Consider the following 25745-nt stretch of genomic DNA (forward strand, 5'->3'; position numbering starts at 1 on the left):
CGTGGAGTCATGAGCCAGCACCGGCACGACGTCGTGATCGTGGGCGGCGGCCACAACGGCCTGACCGCCGCCGCCCTGCTCAGCCGAGCCGGCCTCGACGTGCTCCTGCTCGAGCGGCTCGACCACACGGGCGGCGCCGCGGTCTCGGCCCAGGCATTCCCTGGTCTGGCACCCCGCCTGTCCCGCTACTCCTACCTGGTCTCCTTGATGCCCGAGGCCCTGATGGCCGAGCTCGAGCTCGACGTCCGCCTCGCGTCGCGCTCGGTCGCCTCCTTCACCCCGTGGTCCCGCGACGGCCGGCACGGCGGTCTGCTGGTGGAACGGCCCGAGGGGGCTGCCACCGCCGCCTCCTTCCGTGCGTTGACCGGCGACGACGCGGAGTACGCCGCCTGGCAGCGCTTCTACGCCGAGGTCGGAACGATCGCCGAAGCCGTCGCACCTACCCTGCTCTCGCCGCTTCCGCGGGAGGCAGAGCTCGCCGCCCGCGTTGACCCGACACTCTGGGAGGCCCTCGTCCACGCCCCGATCGGGGCGCTCTTGCGTGAGCGTTTCGCCGACGACACGGTGCGCGGCGTCGTAGCGACGGACGGCCTGATCGGCACCTTCGCCGACCTCGACTCGCCCAGCCTGGTGCAGAACCGTTGCTTCCTCTATCACCTGATCGGCAACGGTACCGGCGAGTGGCGGGTGCCGGTGGGCGGCATGGGCGCGGTCACCGACGGCCTGGCGCGGGCCGCCGCGCAGGCGGGAGCCACGATCCGGACCGGCGCTCAGGCGCAGCGCATCGTGCCCGGCGCGGAAGCAGTCGAGGTCGCCTGGCAGGAGGCGGGTCGCACGCACGTCGCACGCGCCCGCCGGCTGTTGAGCGGCGTCGCGCCCTGGACACTCGACCAGCTCCTCGACTCCCCGGTCCCGTCGTACGCCCCGCCGATCGGCGCGCAGCTGAAGATCAACTTCCTGCTGGACCGCCTCCCCCGGCTGCGCTCAGGGACCGATCCCGAGGTCGCCTTCGCCGGCACCCTCCACGTGGCCGAGGACTACTCCCAGCTGCAGCAGGCCCATGCTGACGCAGCAGCTGGGCGCCTCCCCGACCCCCTGCCGGGCGAGGTCTACTGCCACTCGCTCTCCGACCGGTCGATCATGGCCGGCCACCCCGGGCACACCCTCACCTACTTCGGCCTGCACACACCGGCCCCTCTCTTCGAGCGCCCGGGCGCCAAGGAGGAGGCCGTACGCCGCGCCATCGACGCCATCGACGCCCACCTGGCGGAGCCGCTCGACTCCTGTGTGACGCGGGATGCCGACGGGACGCCGTGCATCGAGGCGAAGGTGCCGCAGGACCTGGAGCGCGACCTGGCCATGCCTGGCGGCCATATCTTCCATGGTGACCTGGCGTGGCCCTGGGCCGACGACACCGAGCGGCTGGGCGAACCCGCCGAGCAGTGGGGCGTGACGACGAGCCTGCCCGGCGTCCTGGTATGCGGTTCGGGGGCCCGGCGCGGCGGCGCGGTCTCAGGACTCGGCGGCCACAACGCCGCTCGGGCGCTGCTCGCCGAGCTCGGCTGACCGGCGCGGCACGAGACCGCCGAACCCGAGAGAGACAACGGCGGCACCCAGGCAGACGGCGAACGCGGCGGTGATCGCGCTGCCGGTGGGCACCACATGTCCGCCGACGACGAGCGTCGTCGCCGACAGGACTGCTGACAGCACGGCAGCAGAGCTGGTGGTGCCGAGCGAGCGCATCAGGGCGTTGAGGCCGTTGGCGGCAGCGGTCTCCGAGACCGGCACCGCGTCCATGATGAGCGCAGGCATGGCCGCATAGGCGATCCCGATCCCACCACTGACCAGCACCGAGCAGGCGATGATCGACGCCAGGTACTCGTGGGTGATCAGGCCGACCGCGTACCCGCACGCGATGATGACGGCTCCGACCAGCAGGGACGTGCGCGGCCCACGCATCGCCGAGATCCGCGCCCCCAGCCGGGAGCAGAAGAACATCACGATGCCGCCAGGCGCCAGCGCGAGCCCGGTCTCCACCATGGTCAGGTCCAGGCCGTAGCCGCTATCCGGCGGGGCCATCAGGATCTGGGTGCAGATCAGCGACGTGCCGTACATCGCGAAGCCGATGGTGATCGAGGCGAGGTTGGTGAAGAGCACCTGGGGCCGAGCGGAGACCCGCAGGTCGACGAGCGGCTCACGGCGCCGGAGCTGGTACCAGCCCCAGAGCGGGAAGACCACCGCTGCACCCGCCAGCAGCCCGAGGATCTCGGCGCTGACCCAGCCGCGCTGGTTGCCCCGCGTGATCGCCAACATCAGGCAGATGAGCCCGGTGGCCAGGCCGACGGCGCCCAGCATGTCGAAGCGCCCAGGTGACTTCACCGGCGACTCCGGGACGAGCATGATCACCGAGATCAGGCACGCGATGCTCATCACCGCAGCGATCCAGAAGAGCATGTGCCAGTCGCTCGCCTCGGCGACGACCGCCGCGATCGGGAGGCCGAACGCGCCACCCAGGCCCATGCTGGAGCTCATCAGTGCGATCGCCGGGCCGACCTCCTCGGCCGGTAGCTCGTCGCGCAGGATGCTGATGCCCAGCGCGATCGCCCCCGACGCGGCGCCCTGGAGGGCGCGACCGGCCACCATCGTCGCGATGGAGTCGGCGAAGGCGCAGATCACCGAGCCCACGACGAGCGAGACCAGCGTGGCGACCAGCACCAACTTCTTGCCGAACATGTCGCCCAACCGACCGGCGATCGGCGTCAGCACCGCCGCAGCGAGCAAAGTCGCGGTGACCGCCCAATATGCCTCGGCCGGATCAGCGTGCAGGATCTCCGGCAGCCTCGGCACCAACGGCACGATCGCGGTGTGCATCGTCGAGACCACGATGCCGGCGCTGCACAGCACCGCCAGCAGCCCGCGGGGCGGGGCTACCGAAGCAGTCACTCAGCCTCCTTCACCCCGATGTCGTGTGCACCCTACAGATGATCGAGCTGCGGCAGCGCTCCGCTTCCACGGAGTGGAAGCAGCAGCTCCGCACCGTGCACTGCGACCAGCTCCGCACTCGCCGGAGGAAGAATGCCGAAGGGCCTCCAGCCGGTGGCTGGAGGCCCTTCGATCGGTACGCCATCAGGGACTCGAACCCCGAACCCGCTGATTAAGAGTCAGCTGCTCTGCCAATTGAGCTAATGGCGCTTGCGACAGGAGAAACATTAACACCGGTGGGGGCGCCGTACGAAATCGAGATGCGGCCCCCACCGGATCCCGGCACTCAGCCCCCGCTGACGATGCGGGTCGAGAGCCGCTGCTTGCGGATCTGCGCCGACGTGAACGGGAAACGCACCCACTTCTCCTTGCCGAAGAGCGCGGTCTGGTCGCTCGACCACCGCGACCGCGGGTTCTCCGACTGCGAGTAGGTGAGGATGGTGCGCGCGATCACCTTCTGCTTGCCCCGGAAGGCGATCGCCTGGATGTGTGACGAGCCGTAGGTGACCGGCGCCCAGCGATCGGTGTTCTGGGCCGGTGCGTAGGGCTCGACGACGTTGGCGTTGCCTGCCTCGTGCGACCCTCCGCCGAGCGCGATGGGCGGCGCGCCTCGGTCGCCGGCCACGTGGACGGCACCCCATCGGGCATCGATCGGCACCCCAGCCTCCGCCAGCTCGGCCAGGCCGTCCTTCATCGCCGCCACGACCTTGGCGTTGCCTGCGTCGAGCCCGCGCGGAGTGTTCATCGGATCGGCCGCGCTGAAGGGCACCTTCCAGACGCCCTTGGCGGGCAGGCGGCGTACGAATGCCTCGAAGATGTGGGTACCCACCGAACCGACGTCGCTGCGGCCGTTCCAAGCGGCCAGCACGTCGCAGGCTGCGCCCCCGGCTGCCGCCTTGCAGACCTTGTCGAGAGCACCGTCTGCGCGCATGACCTCGGCCCCCATCACCCGGTTCTGGTGCTCGAAGGAGGCGAGCCGTGCCGGCGAGATCTTCCGGCCGGCACGTTGCAGCTCACCCGGGTAGGCGTAGACCATGCGGGTCCGCAACGACCGCTCGCACTTCTCACATCCCATGATCTTCGGGAAGCCCTCGAGGGGCTGCTGAGGGTTGGGCAGCCAGTAGGAGTCGTTCGCGTTGGCCACCCAGTCCCGCCGGAACGCCTCCGGCTGGTTGGCCGGGCCGATGATCCCCGGACGGGCCGCGTCGGCGTCGGTCTTCCAGGCGCACTGACTTCCCGCCAGCACACCGTTGAGGCCGGGCAGCCCGGCCACCTTGAAGAGCAGCTGACCGATCACCGTCATGCAGGTGTTGAGCTGCTTGTTGGTCACGTTCGGCGTCACGGAGTGGTCGGCGTAGACGACATTGCCCTGACGGTCGGCAGCGATCGTGTTGACCCACGGGATCCCGCCCCACTTGTCGGACTTCGCGAGCAGGTCGCGCACGTTCGTGGCCTCACCCATCGCGAGGAAGCTGTCGAAGGTGCGCAGCTGCTCGGCATTGGCGTCGCGGATCGCCCAGAGGGTCAGCGGTCCCCACGGCATGAACTTGTCGGGGGCGTCGATGACGTACCCCTCGGCGGTGCGGTAGACGTCCTCCCGGACCACCTTCACCGAGCCGTCGGCCTGACGCACCTTGACGTCCACGACGCCCTTCATCAGCTGCGCCGGACCCCGGGAGCCGATGTAGGTGGTGGTGCCCGCGACCGTCGGGTACTCGTAGGGCGTGAAGCGGTACGACGTCGAGACCGTGTGGCTCCAGGCCACCGACTTGTTCCACCCGATATTGACCACCGGAGACCCGATCAGCGAGGCGCCGGCGACGTCGTACTTGCCGGGGATCGTGAGGTGTTGCTGGCTGAACCGGTAGCGCCCGCGCCACGGGAAGTGCGGGTTGCCCAGCAGCATGCCCCGGCCGGTAGTGCTGAGATCGCCGCCGACCGCGGTCGCGTTGGACCCGAACGGCGTCTCGTCCCTACGGAGCGCCGCACGCAGCGCCTTCGCGTCGACCTGCTCGGCGAGCGCCTCGACGTCCTTCGCCTTCAGCGCGTCGAGGCCGCCGACGGGGAGCTTGAGCCCCGGCAGCTCCGGCAACCCGGGGTCGGTGAGCGACGCCGGGGAGGCCGTCACGATCTCGTGCACGAAGACGCCGGTGGAGGCGAGCAGGTTGGCGAGGTAGACGCCGTACCAGAGGTCGATCGGTTTGGCCTTCTGGTTGAGGAAGGCCATCCCCGAGCACTCGGGATCGGTCACGCCCCGCGCCCCACCCTGGTCGGCGAGCCACTTGTTCACTCCGGCCGTGTAGCCGTCGGCGAGCTTCTTGGCGCGCTTGCTCGGGCCACGGACCGGGTCGGCGAGGAGCTTCTCGACCACCTTCCGCTGTCGCAGGTCGCCGACGAGCGTGTCGATCTCCAGGTTCGTCGCCTTCAGCTGCACCTGGTCGTCGTAGCTGCCCTCGCCGTAGTGGAGGGAGCGCTGGCCCAGTCCGGTGATCAACGTGTCGGCGAGGGTGCAGATCGACGTCTCCGCCGAGGCGTAGCCGCTACCGAACCCGAGATCGCCCCAGGAGTCAGCGACCACGTGCGGGATGCCGTGCTTGGTGCGGGTGATCCGGGCGGTGTAGCGCGGCGCCGCGCGCTTCGCCGCCGGCTTCGCAGCGGGCGCGACCGCAGCCAACGTGGGAACGGCGGGTTGACCGGACGCCTGGATGCCGACCGCCGAGAGGGTCGGGACCACGAGGGTCAACGCAGTCAGGGCAAGGAGACGACGAAGGTGCACCTGCCTTCAACGCCGGACGCGTGATGTTGGTTACGCCAAACGACCGGCGACTGCCACCAACGTCATGACCGAGTACATCTAGAGATAGAGGCCTGCCGAAGCCTCGCCCAAGCGATCCGCAGCGACGGCGTGCACGTCGCGTTCACGCATCACCACGTAGACCTCGCCGTTGACCTCGACCTCGGACTTGTCCTCCGGGTCGAAGAGCACCCGGTCACCGGCCTCGACCGCCCGGACGTGCGGGCCGATCGCGACGACCCGGGACCAGGCGAGCCGGCGACCGCCCATCGCCGCGGTCGCGGGGATCACGATTCCGCCGGAGGAGCGCCGCTCACCGGACTCCCGGTCGATCTCGACCATGAGCCGGTCGTGCAGCATCTTGATGGGGGTCTTGTCGCTCACGGGTGTGGGTCAGCTCGCGATCTTGCGGATCACACGCAGGACGACGATCACGCCGACGACGCCACCGACGACCTTGAGGATGTTGTCGGTCCGCGGCTGGCCCGTCTCCACATCCACGAAGTGAGCCTTGAGGCTCGCCGTCTGCCGGTTGGCGATCGTCTTGGGGTTCGCGCGGTAGACCAGCTGGTCGATCGTCGCGACGAGCCGTTCCCGGGTCGCCTCGATATCCGCTTCCAGGGCGTTCATCTCGTTGGTCACCCGCGAAGGCTACCAAGCGGTGTCGCCAGCAGCCGGGCGCGATACGGTCGAGAGACAGCCGCCGAGCCGAAGGACCCGACGTGACCGAGCAGACCCGCCTCTCCCCCGGCGACCTCGCCCCCGACTTCACCCTCCCCACCGACGACGGCAGCTCGGTGACGCTCTCCGACCTGCGCGGACAGAAGGTCATCGTCTACTTCTACCCAGCCGCCATGACGCCGGGATGCACGAAGCAGGCGTGCGACTTCACCGACTCCCTCGACTCGTTGCGCTCCGTGGGCTACGAAGTGCTCGGCATCTCCCCGGACAAGCCCGAGAAGCTCGCGAAGTTCCGGGAGCGCGACTCCCTCACCATCAGCCTCCTCTCGGACGTCGACAAGTCGGTGATGACGGCCTGGGGCGCGTTCGGCGAGAAGAAGCTCTACGGCAAGGTCGTGCAGGGCGTGATCCGCTCCACGATCGTCCTCGACGAGGAGGGCCGGGTCGCGGTCGCCCAGTACAACGTGAAGGCCACCGGTCACGTCGCGAAGCTGCGCCGCGACCTCGGCCTGGACTGAGCTGTGGCCCCCTGACAGGGGGCCACACTGGTCTGCACCAGTCGTAGGCCACGGGCGTCGCCACGCCCACGGCACTACACTGGCCAGCCGCGCCGAAGTGGTGGAACTGGCAGACACGCAGGTTTTAGGTACCTGTGCCTCCGGGCATGAGGGTTCGAGTCCCTCCTTCGGCACGCTCAAGAACCTTCATCAGGAGACTCCGTGAACAACACGCCACCCAACGGCCCCGGCAACCAGCCCTGGGGCCAGCCCGGCCAGGACCCGCAACAGTGGGGCCAGCAGCCCGGCGGCCAGCAGCAGCCCGGCGGCCAGCAGTGGGGGCAGCAGCCCGACCAGCAGCAGTGGGGGCAGCAGCCCAACGACCCACAGTGGGGCCAGCAGCCCGGCGGCCAGCAGTGGGGCCAGCAGCCTCCCGGCCAGTGGGGTCAGCCCGTCCCGGGCGGCCCGGGCGGTGAGCCGCCGAAGAAGAAGACCGGCCTGATCATCGGTGCCATCGTGGCCGCGCTCATCCTGGTCGGCGGTGGCATCGCTGCCGCGATCGCCTTGAGCGGTGACGACGACAAGGACGACAAGAAGGCCGTCGACAAGACCAGCCAGTCGGTCGAGCCGACGGACTCCACCACCACCGACTCCACCGAGGAGCCGACCGACACGCCCACCACGGAGGACACTCCCCCGACGCCTGACGGTGACACCGTCACCGGTGACGGCTACTCGTTCGCCCTCCCCGACGGTTGGATCGACGCCAGCACCGACCCTGGTGCGACGTCCACGCCGAGCATCGACACCGTCGCCGCGTGGGGCAACGAGCTCAACGGCAGCCGCGCCAACATGATCGTGGAGACGCAGGCAGCCGGCACGGCGACCGGCCCGGACGACCTGAAGGAGACCTGGATCGCCACCATGACCCAGGCCACCGGCGGAGCAACCCCGGAAGACGCTGACTCCATCACCGTCGACGGTGACGAGACGATCGGCGTCCGATTCGAGCGCGACAACGGTGCCGGCGTGCAGATCGTGCAGATCGCCCACCTGCTCGTGCACGGCGACACCGCCTACGCGATCACGCTGAGCTTCCGTCCCGACGACGAGTCCGAGGTCATGGACTACTTCGACGAGATGATCTCCAGCTGGAGCTTCGCCTGATCCACGATTGAGCACGACTGCGCCCCTGGCCATCCGGCCAGGGGCGCAGTCGTCTCTGGCCGTCAGCCGCGCAGCGCGGCGGCCACCAACGGGGCGACCTCGGTCAGCGCCCGGCCCCGGTGCGAGATGGCGTCCTTCGCCTCGCGGCTGAGCTCGGCTGTCGTCACCTCGTGGCCCTCGGCACAGAAGAGCACGTCGTAGCCGAACCCACCGCTGCCACGCACCTCTCGGATCACCCGGCCGTCCATCCGGCCGTGCACGACATGCTCGGAGCCGTCGGGGAGGCAGAAGGCGACGGCACAGGCGAAGTGCGCGCCGCGACGCTCGTCAGGCACGTCCTCAAGCTGCGCAAGAAGCAGGGTGTTGTTGCGCTCGTCAGACTTCGGCGGTCCGGACCATCGGGCCGAGAGCACACCGGGCATGCCGTTGAGCGCATCGACGCACAACCCCGAGTCGTCGGCCAACGAGGCGAGGCCCGTGGCAGTGACACCGGCCCGCGCCTTCACCAGCGCGTTCCCTGCGAAGTCGGGCTGATCCTCCACCGGCTCGGTGTAGCCGTCGACGTCGTCGATGCCGAGCACCCGGATCCCCGACACGAGCGGGCGGAGGATCCGCTCCATCTCCTCCAGCTTCTTGCGGTTGCGGGAGGCGAGGAAGACGACCGGCTCAGCCATCGGCCAGCGCACCCTGCTGCAACACGGTGAGGTCCGCGCAGCCCTTGGCGGCCAGGTCGAGCAGGGCGTCGAGCTCGGCACGGTCGAAGGCGGCACCCTCGGCGGTGCCCTGGACCTCGACGAAGGATCCCGCGCCCGTCATCACGACGTTCATGTCGGTCTCCGCGCGGACGTCCTCCTCGTAGGGCAGGTCGAGTCGCGGCGTCCCGTCGATGATGCCGACAGAGACCGCGGCGACCGAGCCCGTCAGCGCGCCCGGTACGCCGAGGGTCCGGCAGGCGTCGGCCAGGGCGACGTACGCCCCGGTGATGGCGGCGGTGCGGGTGCCGCCGTCGGCCTGGAGGACGTCGCAGTCGATCTGGATCGTGTTCTCCCCCAGCGCCTTGTAGTCGATGACCGCGCGGAGCGACCGGCCGATCAGTCGCGAGATCTCGTGGGTCCGTCCACCGATCCGACCCTTGACCGACTCCCGGTCGGAGCGGGTGTTCGTCGAGGCGGGCAGCATCGCGTACTCGGCGGTGACCCACCCGAGCCCGGAGCCCTTGCGCCACCGCGGCACCCCCTCGGAGGCGGAGGCCGCGCACAGCACCCGGGTTTTGCCGAACTCGACGAGGACCGACCCTGCCGGGTGATCCAGCCAGTTGCGAGTCAGCTTGATGGTGCGGAGTTCGTCGTGGGCCCGGCCGTCGGCGCGTTCTGTCATGGCCTCGACCCTACGTGGGCGCGGCCGCCCAACGCACAGGGCCCGATCCCCCCGAGAAGGACCGGGCCCTACACGTTGCTGTCGCGGAATCAGCAGGTCACTTGATCTCGGCCTTCTGCACGCGAATCCAGCCGATCACCAGCGGAAGCACGATCCAGATGAAGCCGCTCGTACCGATCTGCGCCCACTCCTTGCCGGAGAGGCCGTCCGGGTTGAAAAGCATCGAGGAAGAGGTGCTCAGGTCGAACCAGAGCAGCTTGTCCTGCATGGAGGTCCAGATGCCGGTGACGATGGAGACCACGGTCGGCACCGCGAAGTAGGCGACGATCGCGAAGGCGCTGTTGAGCAGGGCGATGCCGAAGGCGAAGCCCCACACACCACCGAGCACCAGCGCGAGAACGATCCGCGCCAGGAACGGTCCACTCACGTCCTCCCACGGGTCCGCAGCGCCCGCGATCGGGGTGAGCACCAGCGCAATGGCCACCGCGACGAGGAACGCGGCGAGGATGAAGATCAGCGCGGCGAGGAACTTCGCCGCCAGGACCCGTCCCCGGTGCGGCACCAGCGAGAAGGTCACCAGTCCGGTGCGCTGTCCCCACTCCTGGGTGACCAGAAGGATCGCCAGCACCGGCAGCAGCATCCCCTGCGGCATCGCGGAGAACTGCAGGAAGGCGAGGAACGGCAGGTCGTCCTTGCTGAAGATCAGGAACAGCGTGTTGACCAGGACCGTGACGGCGCCGATGGCGATCAGCAGCCACAGACCGGCCCGGGTGTCGGCCATCTTGCGGATCTCGACCTGCACCAGCTTGGCCAGGGAGGGGCGGGAGGTGCCGGAGATGTCGATCATCCCCGGCTCGAGTGCGGTCTGGGTGCTCATGCCTGGGTGCCTCCGGTCTGCTCGCTGTAGCTCTCACGCTGGGTTCCCGCGGTCAGCTCGAGGAAGAGGTCCTCAAGGCCACCGTCGGCCGCACGCAGCTCGATGAGGGTGATGCCGTGCTTCGCGGCGACAGCGCCGATCTGCACGGACTCGGCGTCCGCGCGGTAGCCGTCGGCCACCGGGTTCGCCTGGATGCCGGCCTCGGCAAGCGCAGCCACAAGCTGCTCCTGCTCGACGGCACGGACATAGGTGCCAGACTCCTGCAGCAGCTCCTCGGGCGTGCCCTGCGCGACAATCGTGCCGCGGCCGATCATGACGAGGTCGTCAGCGATCATCTGCACCTCGTGCAGCAGGTGGCTGGAGAGCAGCACCGTGCCGCCACGGTCGGCGTACCCCTTGAGGAGACCGCGCATCCAGCGGATGCCGGCCGGGTCGAGGCCGTTGGCCGGCTCGTCGAGGATCAGCACCTGCGGGTCGCCCATCAGGGCGTTGGCGATACCGAGCCGCTGGCGCATGCCCAGCGAGTAGTTCTTGACCCGCCGCTTCGACTCGGAGTCGGTCAGCGAGACCAGCGCAAGCATCTCGTCGACGCGGGAGCTCGGGAGCCCCATCGTCGCGGCGCTCAACGCCAGCACCTCGCGGCCGGTGCGGCCGGCGTGCTGTGCGGAGGCGTCCAGGAGCACCCCGACGTGACGTCCCGGGTTGGGGATGTCGAGGTAGTCGTGGCCGCCGACGGTGATCCGCCCCGCGTCCGGGCGGGTGAGCCCGACCATCATCCGCATCGTGGTGGACTTGCCGGCGCCGTTCGGTCCGAGGAAGCCGGTGACCCGACCCGGTAGGGCGGTGAAACTGACATCGTCGACGGCGGTGAAACCGCCGTACTTCTTGGTGAGGTTCTCAACCTTGATCATGGCATCCAGCCTGCCGGAGCCGCCTGCCCGGCACATCGGCCCGGAGCATGGATCCACCCCCTACCAAAGTCGGTAGCCGAGCCGACTCGAGCATGGGATAGGAGCTCCCTACTACGCCACTAGGCTGAGCGCCGTGAAGTGGCGGATGGAGTGGCGACCCGAGGTGCGACCGTGGGAGGTCGCGCCGATCTCCCGCGGCGGCTCCATCGCCCGCTATCTCGGATGCCTGCTCATCAGCGCCCTGGTGTGGAGCCAGACCTGGGGATTCTTCCAACGAGCCCACTGGTGGGTCGTCGCGCTCGACCTGCTGGCCGGAGTGGTCACGTTCGCCTTGGTCAGCTGGCGCCGTCGCCGGCCGCTCGCGGTCGCGCTGGTGACCGCTGTGATCGCATGCGCCTCCGCGACAGCCGCCGGGCCGGCAACCCTCGCTGCCCTGTCGGTGGCGACCAGACGCCGATGGCCCCACGTGATCCTCGTCGGCCTGGCGACCGTCGTCAGCGGCGAGATCTTCTCCCGATGGACCCACGCCCCCAGCGACAACAGGCTCCTGGACCTCTCGGTGACCATCGGCTTCGTCGCCGCGCTCATGTCATGGGGCATGTACATGGGCTCCCGGCGCGAGCTCCTCTACAGCCTCAAGGAGCGGGCCGAGCAGGCCGAGGCGCAACAGGAGCTGCGCACCGACAAGGCCCGGGGCGACGAGCGCGCTCGCATCGCCCGCGAGATGCACGACGTGCTTGCCCACCGGATCAGCCAGGTCTCGATGCTGGCCGGCGCACTCTCCTTCCGGACCGATCTCTCCGCCGAGCAGATGCGCGAGCATGCCGGGCTCATCCAGTCCCAGGCCAACCGGGCCCTCGACGAGCTGCGTGCGGTGCTCGGGGTGCTGCGGGACCGGACGAGCGGCGAGCTCATGGACCGGCCGCAGCCGACCTGGGCAGATGTTCCGGCGCTGCTCGCCGAGGCCCGGGTCGGCGGCACCCAGGTCACCCTGGACGATCAGGTCATCGATGCTGCCACTCTCTCCGGCGCAACCGGACGGACGGCGTACCGGATGGTGCAGGAGGCGGTGACCAACGCCCGCAAGCATGCCCCCGGGGCGGTGGTGCGGATCGAGGCTCGGGGCGGCCCCGACGAGGGGCTAGCACTCACGATCCGCAACCCGCTCGGCTTCGGCGATGTCGCTGCCCCCGGCTCCGGGCTCGGCCTGGTAGGCCTCGCCGAGCGGGCCGCGTTGAGCGGCGGAACCTTGGAACACGGCCGTGAGCGAGGCGAGTTCGTGCTCAAGGCCTGGCTACCGTGGACCCCGTGAATCTCGACGCCGGAGCCAACGCCGCACAGATCCGACTCCTCATCGTCGACGACGACCCGCTGGTGCGGTCCGCGCTCGGTCTGATGCTCGGGGGTCAGGCCGACATCTCGGTCGTCGCGGAGGCCGGTGACGGTGCAGCGGGGGTGGCTGCGGTCCGCGAGCACCGCCCCGACGTGGTGCTCATGGACATCAGAATGCCGGGCATGGACGGACTGGAGGCCACGCGACTGCTCCAGGACGAGGCCGCACCGCCTCGCATCATCGTGCTCACCACCTTCGACGCAGACGACTATGTCGTCTCGGCAGTTGCTGCCGGGGCCGAAGGCTTCCTGGTGAAGGACACACCGCCCGGCGACATCGTGACGGCGGTGCGAGCCGTGGTAGCCGGCGACCCGATGCTCTCTCCCTCCGCGACCGCCTCCCTGATCCGTCAGGTGCGCAACGATGCCCCCGATCGGACGTCGGCAGCCCTGGACCGGGTCGACCGGCTCACCGAGCGCGAGCGCGACGTGGCGCTCGCCGTAGGCCGGGGGCTCAGCAATGCGGAGATCGCCCGCGAGCTCTTCCTGTCGCTGCCGACGGTCAAGGCCCACGTCTCGCGGATCTTCGACAAGCTGGAGGCGACGAACCGGGTGCAGATCGCGATCTGCATGCACGACGCGGGACTCGTCTAGCCAGGGAGCCCGGCCCGGGGAGTGCTGATCGGCCGTTTCTAGATCTCGTAGACCGCGCCGACCCGAGCCAGGTCGAGCGGCCCGGTCCAGCGCGAGCGCGCCTCGTCGTACGCCCGCTGCTTGTCGTGCCACGGCGGCACGTGGGTGATCACCAGCCTGCCTACCGCGGCGCGGGTGGCGAGGTCACCGACCTCGACCCCGGTGAGGTGCAGATCCTCGGGGTTCTCCTCGCCGTCGCAGAAGGCGGCCTCGGCGAGCATGAGGTCGGCACCCACCATCGCGCGCTCCAGGCCGTCGCAGGGACCGCAGTCTCCGGAGTAGGCCAGCACCTTGTCGCCGCAGCTGATCCGCAGCGAGTAGGCGGGCACCGGATGCACCACGTCGAACGCCTCGACAGTGAACGGACCGAAGGTGAAGGCCTCGGCCGGATAGGTACGGAAGTCGAACTCCTCATGCATCCCTGGCTCCGGCGCCAGATCGTAGGCCCCGGCCAGTCGCTCGGCCGTGCCGGCGGGCCCCCAGACCGGGATGATCGGCGCATGGCCGCTCGGGTGGTAGCGACGCAGCACGTAGTAGCCGCAGAGGTCGAGGCAGTGGTCGGCGTGCAGGTGGCTCAGCAGCACGCCGTCGATCGCCAGCGGGTCGGCGAAGTTGTGCAGGCTGCCGAGCGCTCCGCTGCCGAGGTCGAGAAGAACCCGCCAGGTGCGGCCCTCGTGCTCGGCCTCCAGCAGGTAGCAGCTGGCCGGTGAGTCGGGCCCTGGATAGGAGCCGGAGCAGCCGACGACGGTGAGCCTCATGCCAGCCCTCCGACGTACTGGTGCGCGGCAGCCAGCTCGGGGCCGAGGAACCGGCGCCCGATGCGCTCGAACTCCTCCGGCGCACCGGTGGTGAGGAAGCGGTGCTCGGGCGCACCCTGAGAGCGCATCAGATCCGCTCCGGCCAGCGTTCGGTAGACATCCTTCGCGCACTCCTCGGCACTGCTCACCAGTGTCACCTGGTCACCCATCACGTAGGAGATCACACCAGTCAACAGGGGATAGTGCGTGCACCCGAGGATCAGCGTGTCGACGCCGGCCGAAGTCAGCGGGTCGAGGTACTCGTGCGCGGCGGCCAACAGCTCGGGACCGCCGGTGATGCCCTGCTCGACGAAGTCGACGAAGAGCGGACACGATCGGGTGTGCAGGTCGACGTGCGGCGCCGCCGCGAACGCATCGTCGTACGCCATCGACTCGGCCGTCGCGCGCGTGCAGATCACCCCGATGCGACCGGTGCGGCTGGCGGCCACCGCGCGGCGGGTCGCCGGCAGGATCACCTCCACGACCGGCACGTCGTAGCGCTCGCGGGCATCGCGCAGCATCGCCGCACTGGCCGAGTTGCAGGCGATGACGAGTGCCTTGACGCCCTGGTCCACCAGGTGGTCCAGACACTCCAGCGCGTACTCGCGGACCTCGCCGATCGGCTTGGGACCGTAGGGCTGGCGCGCGGTGTCACCCAGGTAGAGGACGGACTCGTGCGGCAACTGGTCGATCACGGACCGGACGACCGTGAGACCGCCGAAGCCCGAGTCGAAGATGCCGATGGGAAGGTCCGTCACGAGAGAGCAATCTAGACGCCGACGGCCTCGCTGGCAGCAAGAGGCGATCCAACTCACTACCGTGGAGGGATGAGGTCCCTCCCGCACGCCCCGATCCGCCGGCTCAGCGTCTTGGTCGCGACCCTGCCGATGCTGCTCGGCAGCGCGGCCTGCGGGGCGGTGACCTCAGGCTCGCCCGAGGTCGCCGCACCCGAGACGAACGCCCGCGCCTCCGTCAACGACCGGCACGTCCTGCTGATCTCCCTCGACGGCTTCAACCCGAAGTCCCTGGCGCTCCTCGGGCAGAAGCAGACGCCGAACCTCCACAAGATCATCAGGCGAGGAGCAACCACCCTCAACGCACGCACGCTACGAGAGCGGACGCAGACGCTGCCCAACCACACCGGCATGATCACGGGCCGGCGGGTGGACCCCGCCGAGGGCGGCCACGGTGTCTGGTTCAACACCGATCCCGGCACCACGGTCAGTGATGCCGCGGGCGAGCCGGTCGCCTCGGTCTTCGACGCGGTGCACCGGGCCGGCGGCACGACGGCGCTCTTCACCTCCAAGGACAAGTTCCGCTACTTCCAGCGCAGCTGGCCCGACACGATCGACCGGTTCACCTATCAGAGCGACAACGCGAAGCTGATGAAGTCGACGCTCAAGGACCTCAAGACACGCCGCGCCTTCACGATGCTCCATCTCTCGGCACCTGACGCCGCCGGCCACCGCTACGGGTTCCTGAGTCCCGCCTACCTGCGGGTGGTGAAGCGGGTGGACGCTCTGATCGGCAAACTGCTCACGAAGCTGCGCAAGCGCCCCGAGCTGGCGGAGGGACTCGTCGTGCTGGTGACCGCTGACCACGGCGGCCCCCGCAACCACAAGCTGCACTCGAAGGTCAACCTTCGCGCCAACTACCGGGTGCCGCTCCTGGCCTGGGGCGACGGCGTGGCCCGCGGTGACCTCTACCGGCTCAACCCGGGGTTCCGGGACCCCGGCACGAAGCGCACCGGCTATGCGGGCACACAGCCGATCCGCAACGGCATGGTCGCCAACCTCAGCACGTCGCTGCTCGGCCTGGACGCGGTGCCGGGCAGCACCCTGGATCCTGCGCAGCAGCTGGACGTCTTGCGCTGACGCGATCGCACCGTGGCCAGCGGGCAGCTTGAATCCACCCCGCGGGACAGCAGGCTCAGGCCCAGAGCTGGCCCTCGAGGCGGGCCTCCGCCTCGTCCATCGTGCCCTCATAGGCTCCGGTGGACAGGTACTTCCACCCGGCGTCGGCGACCACGAAGGCGATGTCGGCGGACTCCCCCGCCTTGGCCGCCTTGACCGCCTGCCCGATCGCGGCATGGAGGATGGCGCCGGTCGAGATGCCGGCGAAGATGCCCTCGAGCTCCAGCAGGTCCCGCACCCGGCGTACGGCGTCACGAGGGCCGACCGAGAAGCGGGAGTCGATGAGCGAGGCGTCGTAGAGCTCCGGCACGAAGCCCTCGTCGAGGTTGCGCAGCCCGTAGACCAGCTCGCCGTAGCGGGGCTCGGCAGCCACGATGCGCACCTCGGGCTTGGCCTTGCGGAAGAAGCGGGAGACGCCCATCAGCGTGCCGGTGGTGCCCAGCCCCGCCACGAAGTGGGTGATCTCGGGGAGGTCGGCCAGCAGTTCCGGGCCGGTGCCCTCCTCATGCGCCAGCGCGTTGGCCGCGTTGCCGTACTGGTAGAGCATCACCCAGTCCGGGTGCTCGGCCGCCATCTGCTTGGCCACCCGCACTGCCTCGTTGGAGCCACCGGCCGCCGGCGAGGAGACGATCTCGGCTCCCCACATGCGGAGCAGCAGGCGGCGCTCCTCCGAGGTGTTCTCCGGCATCACGCAGACGAGCCGATAGCCCTTGAGCTTGGCGGCCATCGCCAGCGAGATGCCGGTGTTGCCCGACGTCGGTTCCAGGATCGTGCAGCCCGGACGGAGCAGCCCGTCTGCCTCGGCCTGCTCGACCATCCGCAACGCCGGCCGGTCCTTGATGGAGCCGGTCGGGTTGCGGTCCTCCAGCTTCGCCCAGATCCGCACGTCGGGATGTGGCGAGAGTCGGGGCAGGCCGACCAGCGGCGTACCCCCGACGGAGGCGAGGAGGTTGTCGAAGCGGGCCATGGGTCGGATCAGGCCGTCTCGCCCGCTCCGCCCGCGACGGCGGGCAGCACGACGACCTGGTCGCCGTCGGCGAGCTTCGCCTCGAGGCCGCCGATGAAGCGCACGTCCTCGTCGTTGATGTAGACGTTGACGAAGCGGCGCAGGTCACCGTTGTCGATGAGTCGGTCCTTGATGCCGGCGTGGTTGGCCTCGAGGTCGTCGATCAGCGCGGACAGGGTCTCCCCCTGGGCAGTGACGGCCTTCTCGCCGTCGGTGTAGGTGCGAAGGATGGTGGGGATCCGGACCTCGATGGCCATGGGGTGCTCCTCTGGTGTCGGTATGCCCGTCTCCGGGCGTGTATCGGTGGTTCGGTGTGCTCGGGATGCTCAGCCGAGTTCGGGGACCACGGCGACCTCTTCCTCGGTCACCTCGCCGTCCACGATCCTGTAGGACCTGAACTCCACGGGTCCGTCGTTATTCCCGTGCTCACGGGTGGAGACGAGCACATAGTGGGCACCGGGCTCGCTGGCCAGCCCGATGTCGGTACGGCTCGGGTATGCCTCGGTCGCGGTGTGCGAGTGATAGATCACCACCGGTTCCTCGTCGCGATCCCACATCTCCTTGTAGAGCTCCAGGAGCTCCGTGGAGTCGAACTCGTAGAACGTGGGACTGCCGGCGGCGTTGACCATCTCGACGACACGCTCCGGTCGGTCGCTGCCCTCCGGACCGGCGACGATGCCGCAGGCCTCGTCGGGATGGTCCCGCTTGGCATGGGCGACGATCGCGTCGTAGGTGGCCTGATCGATGGTCAACACGGGCCTCAGCGTAGTTGAGCCGGTCCGCGGGCCGGACCGCCACCGTCCACCGTGTGGATGGTGAGACGAATCGGCCCGGAAGGTGGAAGTCGTCTAGGCTGCGCCCATGTCTGAACTCCACCCCACCCTGGACCGCGTGTTCGGCACCGTCCTGGACCGGAACCCTGGCGAAGCCGAGTTCCACCAGGCGGTCCGTGAGGTCCTTGAATCGTTGAACCCGGTGGTCGAGGCTCGCCCGGAGTACGCCGGCAACGGCGTCATCGAGCGTCTCTGCGAGCCCGAGCGCCAGCTCATGTTCCGTGTTCCGTGGACAGACGACAACGGCGTCGTCAACATCAACCGCGGCTTCCGCGTGGAGTTCAACTCCGCGCTCGGCCCCTACAAGGGTGGTCTGCGTTTCCACCCCACCGTCAACCTCGGCATCGTGAAGTTCCTCGGCTTCGAGCAGATCTTCAAGAACGCCCTCACCGGCCTCCCCATCGGCGGCGGCAAGGGTGGCTCTGACTTCGACCCCAAGGGTCGAAGCGACGCAGAGATCATGCGTTTCTGCCAGTCCTTCATGACCGAGCTCTACCGTCACATCGGTGAATACACCGACGTTCCGGCCGGCGACATTGGCGTCGGCGGCCGGGAGATCGGCTACCTCTTCGGTCAGTACAAGCGGATCACCAACCGCTACGAGTCCGGTGTCCTCACCGGCAAGGGCCTCGCGTACGGCGGCTCCCAGGTGCGCACCGAGGCGACCGGCTACGGCACGGTCTTCTTCACCCGCGAGATGCTCGCGACGAAGAACCTCACGCTCTCGGGCCGCCGCGTGGTCGTCTCCGGCTCGGGCAACGTGGCTATCTACGCCGCCCAGAAGGCGACAGCCCTGGGCGCGCAGGTCGTGGCCTGCTCCGACTCCGGTGGCTACGTCGTCGACGAGGACGGCCTGGACCTTGACCTGCTCAAGCAGATCAAGGAGATCGAGCGCGGCCGTCTGACCGACTACGCGGAGCGCCGCCCCAAGGCCACCCACTACGCCGAGGGCTCGGTCTGGTCGGTCCCGTGTGAGATCGCGCTGCCGTGTGCAACCCAGAACGAGCTGCACGCTGCGGACGCCAAGACCCTCGTGGCCAATGGCGTCCTCGCGGTTGCCGAGGGTGCCAACATGCCGTGCACCCCCGACGCCGTGGCGATCCTCGCCGAGAACGACGTGCTCTTCGCTCCGGGCAAGGCCGCCAACGCCGGCGGCGTGGCCACCAGTGCGCTCGAGATGCAGCAGAACGCCTCCCGCGACTTCTGGCACTTCGACCACACCGAGCAGCGCCTCGACCAGATCATGATCGACCTGCACAACCGCTGTGCGGAGGCGGCCGACACGTACGGCCTCCCGGGCAACTACGTTGCTGGCGCCAACATCTCCAGCTTCGTCCAGGTCGCCGACGCGATGCTGGCACTGGGCGTCATCTGATCGATCGGGTCACGACCGCGAAAGCGCCCCGGAGCTGTCGGCTCCGGGGCGCTTTCTCGTCTTCGGCGATCAGTCGCCGAGCGCGTCGACCAGGGTCTCCTGCAGGTAGCCGACCCACTCGTAGATGTCGTGAGCCTGGCCGACCGGATCGTCGTCGGGCAACGCCGCCCAACGTGCTTCATCGCCCTCCTCGATGCCGAGGCGGGTCGCCAGCGCCAGCCTGATGTCGGTGAACGAACGCATCCAGAGCTGGGCCCGCGGCAGATCGAGCTCGACGTCGAGATACAGCCCTTCGTCGGTGAGCTCGGCCGGCAGTCCCGCCTCCTCGAGATCGTCGATGATGGCGATCGCCGCCGTAGCCTTGCTGCTGCGCAGCGTGCTCTCGGTGTAACGGCGGAACTCCCCCGCCGCCTCCTCGTCGTCGACGTACGCCGAGGGGAAGAGCCGGGCCAGCACCGGATCCTCCGGCACGGTCGTGGGACCGGTGAAGTCGAACAGCGCCTCGAGCGGGTCCGAGCTGACCGGCGCCGCGGCCTCGTCGCGGAGCAGCTCCACGAGCTGGCTGGCCAGCGAGCGCAGCAGGTCGGCCTCGAAGCCGGTGAAGTTGGCGATGGTCCGGCCGCTGCGCCGGTGCCGCTCGAAGCCCGTCACGTGGACTGCTCCATGGTCGCCCACAGCCCGTACTCGTGCATCGCCTGCACGTCGCGCTCCATCTCCTCGCGGCTGCCGGTGGAGACGACAGACCTGCCGTCGTGATGCACCTCCAGCATCAGCTTCTCCGCCTTCGCCTTGTCGTAGCCGAAGTAGGTGCGGAAGACGTAGGTCACGTAGGACATCAGGTTGACCGGGTCGTTCCACACGATGGTCACCCAGGGCTTGGCGAGAAACGTGATCGCGTCGGGGAGCTCCGTGACATCGGGCTCGGCGTGGATCGGACTCACGCGGTCATCGTGGCACAGTAGGCCGCGTGACTGTCGCATCGGCCATGCCCTCGACCGCCTTGCTGACCGACCACTACGAGCTCACCATGCTCCAGGCAGCGCTTCGCTCCGGCACCGCGCACCGGCGCTCGGTCTTCGAGCTCTTCGGCCGGCGGCTCCCGGAGGGCCGGCGCTACGGGGTGGTCGCCGGAGTCGGGCGCGCGCTGGAGGCGCTCAAGGCCTTCCGCTTCGACGACGAGGTGCTCACGCTGCTGCGGGAGCGCTCCGTCGTGGACGAGGCGACCCTCGACCACCTGGCGCAGTGGCGCTTCGAGGGGGATATCTGGGGCTACCCGGAGGGCGAGATCTACTTCGCCCACTCCCCACTCCTGGTCGTCGAGGCGACCTTCGCCGAGGCCGTCGTCCTGGAGACGCTGCTGCTGTCGATCTACAACCACGACTCGGCCATCGCCTCCGCCGCCTCTCGGATGACCCTGGCTGCGGCGGGCCGACCCTGCATCGAGATGGGGTCACGGCGTACCCATGAGGAGGCCGCGGTCGCCTGTGCCCGCGCCGCCTGGCTGGCCGGCTTCGCCTCGACCTCCAACCTCGCCGCCGCGCAGCGGCACGACATCCCCACCAGCGGGACCTCCGCGCACAGCTTCACCCTCCTGCACGACACGGAGGAGGCGGCGTTCCGCGCCCAGCTCGCCTCGCTCGGCACCGACACCACTCTGCTGGTCGACACCTACGACGTCACCGCCGCCGTACGCACCGCCGTGGAGCTCGCCGGCCCGGGGCTGGGGGCGGTGCGCCTCGACTCCGGCGACCTCGGCGTCCTCGCCCACGACGTGCGCCGCCAGCTCGACGAGCTCGGCGCCACCGAGACCCGGATCATCGTCACCAGCGACCTCGACGAGCACGCCATCGCGGCCCTCGCCGCTGCGCCCGTCGACGGCTACGGGGTCGGCACCCAGCTGGTGGTGGGCAGCGGGCACCCGACCTGTGGATTCGTCTACAAGCTCGTCGCGCGGGAGAACTCCGCCGGCACCGTGGAGCCGGTCGCCAAGCGCTCCCCCTCCAAGGCGTCCCTAGGCGGACGGAAGTGGGCGGCCCGCCGCCTCGGCCCGGACGGGCGCGCCGCTGCCGAGGTCATCACCGGCACGCCCCAGCTTCGGCCTGAGGATCGCCCACTGCTGACGCCGCTGGTCCGCGGGGGCGAGGTGGTCGGGGCAGAACCACTCTCCGCAGCCCGGGAGCGGCACGAGCACGTGCGCGCAGAACTCCCCCGGGTGGTGCGGATGATGAGCAAGGGCGAGGCCGCGCTGCCCACACTCTTCGAGTGAGCCTGTCCAGCACCGGGTGGCGCACTAGGCTGAGACCATGACCCGGGCACTGATCGTGGTGGATGTCCAGAACGACTTCTGCGAAGGCGGCTCGCTCGCCGTCAGCGGAGGTGCGGCCGTCGCGCACGGTGTCGCCACCCTCATCCGTGCGTGGCGGAGCGGCGACGAGGGCGCCCCCACCTGGGCACACATCGTGGCGACCAAGGACCACCACATCGACCCCGGCGAGCACTGGGCGGCTCACGGCACCGAGCCCGACTATCGCACCTCCTGGCCGATCCACTGTCGCGTCGGCACCGAGGGCGAGGCCTTCCACCCGAACCTCGATCCGGCTCCCTTCGAGGCGGTCTTCCTCAAGGGCCAGTACGCCGCGGCGTACTCGGGCTTCGAGGGTGCTGCCTCCGACGGTGCCGGGCTCGCCGACTGGCTCCGCAGCCGCGGTGTCACCGACGTCGACGTCTGCGGCATCGCCACCGACCACTGCGTCCGCGCGACCGCGCTCGACGCCCGGGCGGCCGGCTTCGGAGTACGCCTGCTGGTCGACCTGTGCGCGGGCGTGGCGCCGGAGACCACCGCTGCCGCGCTGGCCGAGATGCAGGCGGCCGGGGTCACTGCCTGACCGCGGCCCCGCCGTTCAGGCTCCAGTGAAGCGTGGACGCCGCTTCTCCGAGAAGGCGGCCATTCCCTCGGCGACGTCCGCGGTCCGCAGCAGCATCGTCTGGGTGGTGCGCTCGTACTCCAGCGCCTCCTCCAGCTGGGGCAACGATGCGGCGTTGACCGACCGCTTGGTGGCGGCGATGCCGAGCGGCGCTCCCTGCCGGAGCCTCCGCACCACGCCGGCAAGCGTGTCGGCGTACTCCTCGTCGGCGACGCAGTGCGAGATCAGCCCGGCCGCGTAGGCATCGCTCGCCGGCAGCGGCTCCGCCAGCAGGGCCATCCGCATCGTGCGAGCTCGACCGATGGAGGCGGCGACGGTGGCTGCCGCGCCGCCGTCCGGCATCAGGCCGACGCGGGCGAAGGCGAGCAAGAAGGAGGCCGAGGCGGTGGCAACGTTGAGATCGCAGGCGAGGGCTGCACTCAGTCCCACCCCTGCTGCCACCCCGTTGACCCCGGCAACCACCGGCTTGTCGCAGCTGGTGATCGCCCGGACCAGGCGGTTGGCGGCATCCAGGGCACGCACGTCGAAGCGCTCGTGGGCATCGGCTCCACCGATGTCGGCGCCGGTGCTGAAGGCTGGACCGGTGCCGGTGAGCACCACGACGCGGACGTCGTCGCGCGATGCCGCCCGTTCCAGCTGCTCGGCAGCCGCGGTCACCATCTCCCCGGTCAGGGCGTTGAACACCTCGGGGCGGTCGAACCGCAGGGTGAGCACGCCGTCGTTCTCGGTGACCACCAGGCCCGCAACAGTCATGATCGCAGGCTAGTCGGACACGCCTACCGCGTTGACACCGGCACACACCCCCTGAAAACTCCGTCGGGACCCTGAAGGAGGAACGGTGGACCGCGGATCGTTCGCGCCGCTGCGGGAGCGCAACTTCCGCTGGTACTTCAGCGCGCGTGTGGTCAACACGCTGGGCACCACGATGGCATCGGTCGCGCTCGCCTTCGCAGTGCTTCACATCAGCGACTCCCCTGCCGCGCTGGGCACCGTGCTCGCTGCCCACAGCATCCCGATGGTCGTCTTCCTGCTGCTCGGCGGTGTTGTGGCAGACCGCTTCGACCGGGCCCGGCTGCTGCGCCTGTGCAACCTGATGGCCGGCCTGAGCCAGCTCGCCTCTGCGGTCCTGGTGATCAGTGGCCAGGCGGAGCTCTGGCACCTGGTGGTCCTGGGGGCGGCCAACGGCACGGTCTCCTCCGTCAGCCAGCCGGCGATGGCCGGCGTGGTGCCGCAACTGGTGCCGCGGGAGCACCTGCAGGCCGCGAACGTGCTGCTCTCGATGATCCGGGGCGGACTCACGGTGCTCGGCCCGTCGACGGCGGCGGCCATCGTGGTGACCCTCGGCCCGGGATGGGCGCTGGCGGTGGATGCGGCGACCTGGCTGGTCTCCGCCGTACTCCTGCTCGGGGTGCGGATCCCGCCACGCACCGGGAAGCACGGCGACTCGGTGCTCCGGGAGCTGCGGGAGGGATGGGGACTCTTCGTCGGGCACGCTTGGCTGTGGATCGTGGTCTCGGCCTTCAGCATCCTCAACGCGATCCACAGCGGCGCCTGGTTCACCCTCGGTCCGGTGCTCGCGAAGGAGACGATCGGCGAACGCGGCTGGGGGCTCGTGCTCTCGGCAGAGGCGATCGGGCTGCTGGTGACCACGGTGGTGATGCTGCGGGTACGACTGCGGCGCCCCCTGCTCTGGGGCATGCTGGGCTGCGCCACCTTCGGCGTGCCGATCCTGGTGCTGGGCGCGGACCTCGGCCTGGCCGCCACCATCGTTGCCGCCGTCGTGGCGGGCATGGGGATCGAGGTGTTCGGCCTCGGCTGGAACCTGGCGATGCAGGAGAACATCGAGGAGGAGAAGCTCTCGCGCGCCTACTCCTACGACATGCTCGGCTCCTTCGTCGCGATCCCCGTGGGCCAGTTGCTCTTCGGTCCGCTGGGAGCCGCCTTCGGGCTGCGGACGGTGATGGTCACCGCCGGATGCTGCTACGTCGCACTGGCGTTGCTCACCCTGGCTGCCCGACCGGTGCGACAGTTGGAGCGCGCCTGAGGTCCGGTCACGCGAAGGCGGCGCATCCCACGATCAGCACCACTCCCGAGCCAGCGTCGAGACCACGTTGTAGTTGCGGTTGGTGGTCACGCCGAGAAGCCGCTCGGCACGCAGCGGGTCCACCACGCCCTGCACGAGGTCACTCATGAGCAGGTGCACCGCCCGGTTGCGCACGATCAGCTTGTTGCGCTCGTCGCTGAGCTCTTCGATCTGTGCCCGGACCGCGGAGCTCGGCTCGTCACGCAGGAGCCAGACGTAGTGGCGGGCGAGTCCGTCGTCGTGCAGCTCCTGTGCGTCGGCCCCGACGGCTGCGAACTCCGCCCTGCTGAAGACGATCGTCGGCACCTCGAATCCACGGTTGGCCAGGAAGGAGCGTTCGAGCGCCTGCTCGATCCTGTCTCGCGAACGCATCCGGGTCTCGAACCGCACGTTGCCGGTGTTGATGTACGTCGCCACATCGGTGAAGCCCGCCGCCTCGACGCTTCCTTTGATCTCCTCCTTGGGGAACTTCCGCTTCGCACCGAGGTTGATCGCTCGCAGGAAGGCTAGGTGGGTGGCCATGCGCCCACCCTGCCCGATCGTCCCTAACAGATTCGTGGTCAAAACGGCCGATGACCACGAATCTGTTAGGGACGATCCCCTAGGGCAGCAGGAAGGAGGCCCGCCAGGCGCGGCGGTTGCGCGAACCGCCGATCATGTCGCACTCCTCCAGGAAGGGCATCACCTTCTCGCCCATCCAGGCGATGGTGGCGCGGTAGTTCGGGTTGGCCAAGGCCGCCTTGCGCGCCTCCCGTGGGTCGAGACCGACGGACTTGTAGGCGTCGGGGTGCACCAGCGAACGCATCATGATGTAGGCGCCCTGGGCGGTGATGGTCTGCGCGTAGGTGCGCTCCAGCCGGGACATCCCCTGGATCGCCTTCTGCAGCTCGTCACGGGCGAAGCTCACGTGCCGCGCCTCCTCGACCACATGGATCCGGGAGATCTGCCGGACGATGGGCTGCACCCGGTCGTCGTGCATGATCTCGCGCTGGAGCCGGTCGACGGGCTCCTCACCGATCAGGATCGAGGCATAGGCCGCCGCGCCCCGGCTGATCGTGGGATAGATCGGCGCCAGGCGGTGGATCCACGACCGCGGTCCGTACGCCGGCACGCCGAGCCGGCTCAGCGCCTTGCCGAACATGAGCGAGTGCCGACACTCGTCGGCGATCTCGGTCAGCTCGAAGTGGGTGCGGTCGGCACGCGGATCGTTGTGGTACACGTCGCGCAGCAACAGCTGCATGAGGATGATCTCGAACCAGAGCCCGACGCTCGCGATCGAGCCGATCTCGTGCTTGGAGAGCTCGATCTGCTGCTCGGGGGTGAGTCGCTCGAACATCGGCGTCCCCCAGAGCGAGAGCCGCTCCGGCACCATGTAGTGCAGCCCGGGCACCACCTCGGCATCCCAGTCGATGTCAACCTCGGGGTCGTAGCTCTGGCGGGCGGCCGACTTGAGCAGTCGGTCGGAGAGCGGGTCGCTGATCGTCATGGGGACCACTCCTGGCG

28 protein-coding genes and 2 tRNA genes are annotated in these 25745 nt (G+C 69.4%); 11 read left to right on the forward strand and 19 right to left on the reverse strand.

Features of this window, described 5'->3' with window-relative positions; genetic code table 11:
* Positions 1–9: 9 nt before the first annotated feature.
* Positions 10–1566 (forward strand): phytoene desaturase family protein, encoded by a 1557-nt coding sequence (locus DNK54_RS06555; RefSeq protein ID WP_110206146.1) that lies wholly within the window; start codon positions 10–12, stop codon positions 1564–1566.
* On the opposite strand, the gene DNK54_RS06560 is transcribed toward DNK54_RS06555, so the two are convergent.
* The 5 genes from DNK54_RS06560 to DNK54_RS06580 all read right to left on the reverse strand — a co-directional run bounded on the left by DNK54_RS06560 (position 1513) and on the right by DNK54_RS06580 (position 6418).
* Complete coding sequence (locus tag DNK54_RS06560; RefSeq protein ID WP_239459963.1) at positions 1513–2943, reverse strand: MFS transporter; 1431 nt, start codon at positions 2941–2943, stop codon at positions 1513–1515. The genes DNK54_RS06555 and DNK54_RS06560 overlap by 54 nt on opposite strands.
* A gap of 176 nt (positions 2944–3119) precedes the next feature.
* Positions 3120–3192 (reverse strand) — tRNA-Lys (locus tag DNK54_RS06565).
* A 76-nt stretch (positions 3193–3268) separates the two neighbouring features.
* Complete coding sequence (locus DNK54_RS06570) at positions 3269–5716, reverse strand: penicillin acylase family protein (protein ID WP_239459989.1); 2448 nt, start codon at positions 5714–5716, stop codon at positions 3269–3271.
* A gap of 120 nt (positions 5717–5836) precedes the next feature.
* Positions 5837–6136, reverse strand: a complete 300-nt coding sequence (locus tag DNK54_RS06575; protein ID WP_110206462.1) for a GroES family chaperonin — start codon at positions 6134–6136, stop codon at positions 5837–5839.
* A gap of 33 nt (positions 6137–6169) precedes the next feature.
* A complete protein-coding gene (locus DNK54_RS06580) occupies positions 6170–6418 on the reverse strand; it encodes a DUF3618 domain-containing protein (protein WP_239459964.1) in 249 nt (82 codons plus the stop codon).
* A gap of 80 nt (positions 6419–6498) precedes the next feature.
* Between DNK54_RS06580 and bcp the strand changes: the two genes are divergently transcribed.
* The 3 genes from bcp (at position 6499) to DNK54_RS21260 (ending at position 8121) form a co-directional block, all read left to right on the forward strand.
* A complete protein-coding gene (bcp, locus tag DNK54_RS06585; RefSeq protein WP_110206148.1) occupies positions 6499–6975 on the forward strand; it encodes a thioredoxin-dependent thiol peroxidase in 477 nt (158 codons plus the stop codon).
* 91 nt (positions 6976–7066) lie between these two features.
* Positions 7067–7148: transfer RNA gene (locus tag DNK54_RS06590), tRNA-Leu, on the forward strand.
* 28 nt (positions 7149–7176) lie between these two features.
* The gene (locus tag DNK54_RS21260) at positions 7177–8121 is read left to right on the forward strand and encodes a hypothetical protein (protein WP_204164448.1); all 945 of its coding nucleotides are present in this window, start codon (positions 7177–7179) and stop codon (positions 8119–8121) included.
* 62 nt (positions 8122–8183) lie between these two features.
* On the opposite strand, the gene rdgB is transcribed toward DNK54_RS21260, so the two are convergent.
* The 4 genes from rdgB to DNK54_RS06615 all read right to left on the reverse strand — a co-directional run bounded on the left by rdgB (position 8184) and on the right by DNK54_RS06615 (position 11286).
* A complete protein-coding gene (gene rdgB, locus DNK54_RS06600) occupies positions 8184–8795 on the reverse strand; it encodes an RdgB/HAM1 family non-canonical purine NTP pyrophosphatase (RefSeq protein ID WP_110206464.1) in 612 nt (203 codons plus the stop codon).
* Positions 8788–9498, reverse strand: a complete 711-nt coding sequence (gene rph / locus DNK54_RS06605) for a ribonuclease PH (RefSeq protein ID WP_110206149.1) — start codon at positions 9496–9498, stop codon at positions 8788–8790. Before rph ends, rdgB begins: the two co-directional genes overlap by 8 nt.
* A gap of 97 nt (positions 9499–9595) precedes the next feature.
* A complete protein-coding gene (locus DNK54_RS06610) occupies positions 9596–10375 on the reverse strand; it encodes an ABC-2 transporter permease (protein ID WP_110206150.1) in 780 nt (259 codons plus the stop codon).
* Entirely contained in the window at positions 10372–11286 is a 915-nt protein-coding gene (locus DNK54_RS06615) for an ABC transporter ATP-binding protein (RefSeq protein ID WP_110206151.1), read from the reverse strand. The genes DNK54_RS06610 and DNK54_RS06615 overlap by 4 nt, the downstream gene beginning before the upstream one ends.
* Positions 11287–11419: 133 nt before the next feature.
* Between DNK54_RS06615 and DNK54_RS06620 the strand changes: the two genes are divergently transcribed.
* Positions 11420–12598, forward strand: coding sequence for a sensor histidine kinase (locus DNK54_RS06620; RefSeq protein ID WP_110206152.1), 1179 nt, complete (start codon positions 11420–11422; stop codon positions 12596–12598).
* Positions 12595–13272, forward strand: a complete 678-nt coding sequence (locus DNK54_RS06625) for a response regulator (RefSeq protein ID WP_275426250.1) — start codon at positions 12595–12597, stop codon at positions 13270–13272. Before DNK54_RS06620 ends, DNK54_RS06625 begins: the two co-directional genes overlap by 4 nt.
* Before the next feature lie 38 nt (positions 13273–13310).
* On the opposite strand, the gene DNK54_RS06630 is transcribed toward DNK54_RS06625, so the two are convergent.
* Both DNK54_RS06630 and murI read right to left on the reverse strand, forming a co-directional pair.
* On the reverse strand, positions 13311–14069 hold the full coding sequence (locus DNK54_RS06630; protein WP_110206153.1) for an MBL fold metallo-hydrolase: 759 nt from the start codon (positions 14067–14069) through the stop codon (positions 13311–13313).
* A complete protein-coding gene (gene murI / locus DNK54_RS06635) occupies positions 14066–14866 on the reverse strand; it encodes a glutamate racemase (RefSeq protein ID WP_110206154.1) in 801 nt (266 codons plus the stop codon). The genes DNK54_RS06630 and murI overlap by 4 nt, the downstream gene beginning before the upstream one ends.
* Before the next feature lie 69 nt (positions 14867–14935).
* Between murI and DNK54_RS06640 the strand changes: the two genes are divergently transcribed.
* Positions 14936–15982, forward strand: a complete 1047-nt coding sequence (locus DNK54_RS06640) for an alkaline phosphatase family protein (RefSeq protein WP_110206155.1) — start codon at positions 14936–14938, stop codon at positions 15980–15982.
* Positions 15983–16037: 55 nt separating this feature from the next.
* Here the strand turns inward: DNK54_RS06640 and DNK54_RS06645 are convergent, their stop codons facing one another.
* The 3 genes from DNK54_RS06645 to DNK54_RS06655 form a co-directional block, all read right to left on the reverse strand.
* Positions 16038–16988 (reverse strand): PLP-dependent cysteine synthase family protein, encoded by a 951-nt coding sequence (locus tag DNK54_RS06645; RefSeq protein ID WP_110206156.1) that lies wholly within the window; start codon positions 16986–16988, stop codon positions 16038–16040.
* A gap of 8 nt (positions 16989–16996) precedes the next feature.
* Positions 16997–17284 (reverse strand): MoaD/ThiS family protein, encoded by a 288-nt coding sequence (locus DNK54_RS06650; RefSeq protein WP_110206157.1) that lies wholly within the window; start codon positions 17282–17284, stop codon positions 16997–16999.
* A gap of 69 nt (positions 17285–17353) precedes the next feature.
* Positions 17354–17782 (reverse strand): M67 family metallopeptidase, encoded by a 429-nt coding sequence (locus tag DNK54_RS06655; protein ID WP_110206158.1) that lies wholly within the window; start codon positions 17780–17782, stop codon positions 17354–17356.
* Between the two features lie 106 nt (positions 17783–17888).
* Here DNK54_RS06655 and gdhA point away from each other — a divergent pair, with 106 nt between their 5' ends.
* A complete protein-coding gene (gene gdhA, locus DNK54_RS06660) occupies positions 17889–19235 on the forward strand; it encodes an NADP-specific glutamate dehydrogenase (RefSeq protein ID WP_110206159.1) in 1347 nt (448 codons plus the stop codon).
* Between the two features lie 69 nt (positions 19236–19304).
* Here gdhA and DNK54_RS06665 read toward each other — a convergent pair whose 3' ends face one another.
* Entirely contained in the window at positions 19305–19886 is a 582-nt protein-coding gene (locus DNK54_RS06665) for a DUF2017 domain-containing protein (RefSeq protein ID WP_110206160.1), read from the reverse strand.
* Positions 19883–20176, reverse strand: coding sequence for an ATP-dependent Clp protease adapter ClpS (gene clpS / locus DNK54_RS06670; RefSeq protein ID WP_110206161.1), 294 nt, complete (start codon positions 20174–20176; stop codon positions 19883–19885). The genes DNK54_RS06665 and clpS overlap by 4 nt, the downstream gene beginning before the upstream one ends.
* Before the next feature lie 44 nt (positions 20177–20220).
* On the opposite strand from clpS, the gene DNK54_RS06675 reads away from it, so the two are divergent.
* Complete coding sequence (locus DNK54_RS06675) at positions 20221–21501, forward strand: nicotinate phosphoribosyltransferase (RefSeq protein ID WP_110206162.1); 1281 nt, start codon at positions 20221–20223, stop codon at positions 21499–21501.
* A gap of 37 nt (positions 21502–21538) precedes the next feature.
* Positions 21539–22120 carry an isochorismatase family protein gene (locus DNK54_RS06680; protein ID WP_110206163.1) on the forward strand — a complete coding sequence of 194 codons (582 nt, stop codon included), beginning with the start codon at positions 21539–21541 and terminating at the stop codon, positions 22118–22120.
* Positions 22121–22135: 15 nt separating this feature from the next.
* On the opposite strand, the gene DNK54_RS06685 is transcribed toward DNK54_RS06680, so the two are convergent.
* Positions 22136–22912 (reverse strand): enoyl-CoA hydratase-related protein, encoded by a 777-nt coding sequence (locus DNK54_RS06685; protein WP_110206164.1) that lies wholly within the window; start codon positions 22910–22912, stop codon positions 22136–22138.
* An 85-nt stretch (positions 22913–22997) separates the two neighbouring features.
* On the opposite strand from DNK54_RS06685, the gene DNK54_RS06690 reads away from it, so the two are divergent.
* On the forward strand, positions 22998–24203 hold the full coding sequence (locus DNK54_RS06690) for an MFS transporter (RefSeq protein WP_110206165.1): 1206 nt from the start codon (positions 22998–23000) through the stop codon (positions 24201–24203).
* A 33-nt stretch (positions 24204–24236) separates the two neighbouring features.
* On the opposite strand, the gene DNK54_RS06695 is transcribed toward DNK54_RS06690, so the two are convergent.
* Complete coding sequence (locus tag DNK54_RS06695; RefSeq protein ID WP_110206166.1) at positions 24237–24764, reverse strand: DUF1697 domain-containing protein; 528 nt, start codon at positions 24762–24764, stop codon at positions 24237–24239.
* A 79-nt stretch (positions 24765–24843) separates the two neighbouring features.
* Positions 24844–25728: an AurF N-oxygenase family protein gene (locus DNK54_RS06700; protein ID WP_110206167.1), complete on the reverse strand. Its 885-nt coding sequence runs from the start codon at positions 25726–25728 to the stop codon at positions 24844–24846.
* Positions 25729–25745: the final 17 nt, after the last annotated feature.

It is taken from the genome of Nocardioides daejeonensis (genome assembly GCF_003194585.1).
In the GTDB taxonomy this organism is placed as follows: Bacteria; Actinomycetota; Actinomycetes; order Propionibacteriales; family Nocardioidaceae; genus Nocardioides; species Nocardioides daejeonensis.

What these genes read in the sequence shown, in the direction of transcription:
- DNK54_RS06695 (WP_110206166.1), bottom strand. Translation starts at nt 24,764, where the DNA reads ATGGCCACCCACCTAGCCTTCCTGCGAGCGATCAACCTCGGTGCGAAG.
- rph (WP_110206149.1), bottom strand. Translation starts at nt 9,498, where the DNA reads ATGACAGAACGCGCCGACGGCCGGGCCCACGACGAACTCCGCACCATC.
- DNK54_RS06630 (WP_110206153.1), bottom strand. Translation starts at nt 14,069, where the DNA reads ATGAGGCTCACCGTCGTCGGCTGCTCCGGCTCCTATCCAGGGCCCGAC.
- DNK54_RS06575 (WP_110206462.1), bottom strand. Translation starts at nt 6,136, where the DNA reads ATGCTGCACGACCGGCTCATGGTCGAGATCGACCGGGAGTCCGGTGAG.
- rdgB (WP_110206464.1), bottom strand. Translation starts at nt 8,795, where the DNA reads ATGGCTGAGCCGGTCGTCTTCCTCGCCTCCCGCAACCGCAAGAAGCTG.
- DNK54_RS06645 (WP_110206156.1), bottom strand. Translation starts at nt 16,988, where the DNA reads ATGGCCCGCTTCGACAACCTCCTCGCCTCCGTCGGGGGTACGCCGCTG.
- DNK54_RS06615 (WP_110206151.1), bottom strand. Translation starts at nt 11,286, where the DNA reads ATGATCAAGGTTGAGAACCTCACCAAGAAGTACGGCGGTTTCACCGCC.
- DNK54_RS06610 (WP_110206150.1), bottom strand. Translation starts at nt 10,375, where the DNA reads ATGAGCACCCAGACCGCACTCGAGCCGGGGATGATCGACATCTCCGGC.
- DNK54_RS06685 (WP_110206164.1), bottom strand. Translation starts at nt 22,912, where the DNA reads ATGACTGTTGCGGGCCTGGTGGTCACCGAGAACGACGGCGTGCTCACC.
- DNK54_RS06555 (WP_110206146.1), top strand. Translation starts at nt 10, where the DNA reads ATGAGCCAGCACCGGCACGACGTCGTGATCGTGGGCGGCGGCCACAAC.
- DNK54_RS06680 (WP_110206163.1), top strand. Translation starts at nt 21,539, where the DNA reads ATGACCCGGGCACTGATCGTGGTGGATGTCCAGAACGACTTCTGCGAA.
- DNK54_RS06675 (WP_110206162.1), top strand. Translation starts at nt 20,221, where the DNA reads ATGCCCTCGACCGCCTTGCTGACCGACCACTACGAGCTCACCATGCTC.
- gdhA (WP_110206159.1), top strand. Translation starts at nt 17,889, where the DNA reads ATGTCTGAACTCCACCCCACCCTGGACCGCGTGTTCGGCACCGTCCTG.
- DNK54_RS06700 (WP_110206167.1), bottom strand. Translation starts at nt 25,728, where the DNA reads ATGACGATCAGCGACCCGCTCTCCGACCGACTGCTCAAGTCGGCCGCC.
- DNK54_RS06640 (WP_110206155.1), top strand. Translation starts at nt 14,936, where the DNA reads ATGAGGTCCCTCCCGCACGCCCCGATCCGCCGGCTCAGCGTCTTGGTC.
- DNK54_RS06650 (WP_110206157.1), bottom strand. Translation starts at nt 17,284, where the DNA reads ATGGCCATCGAGGTCCGGATCCCCACCATCCTTCGCACCTACACCGAC.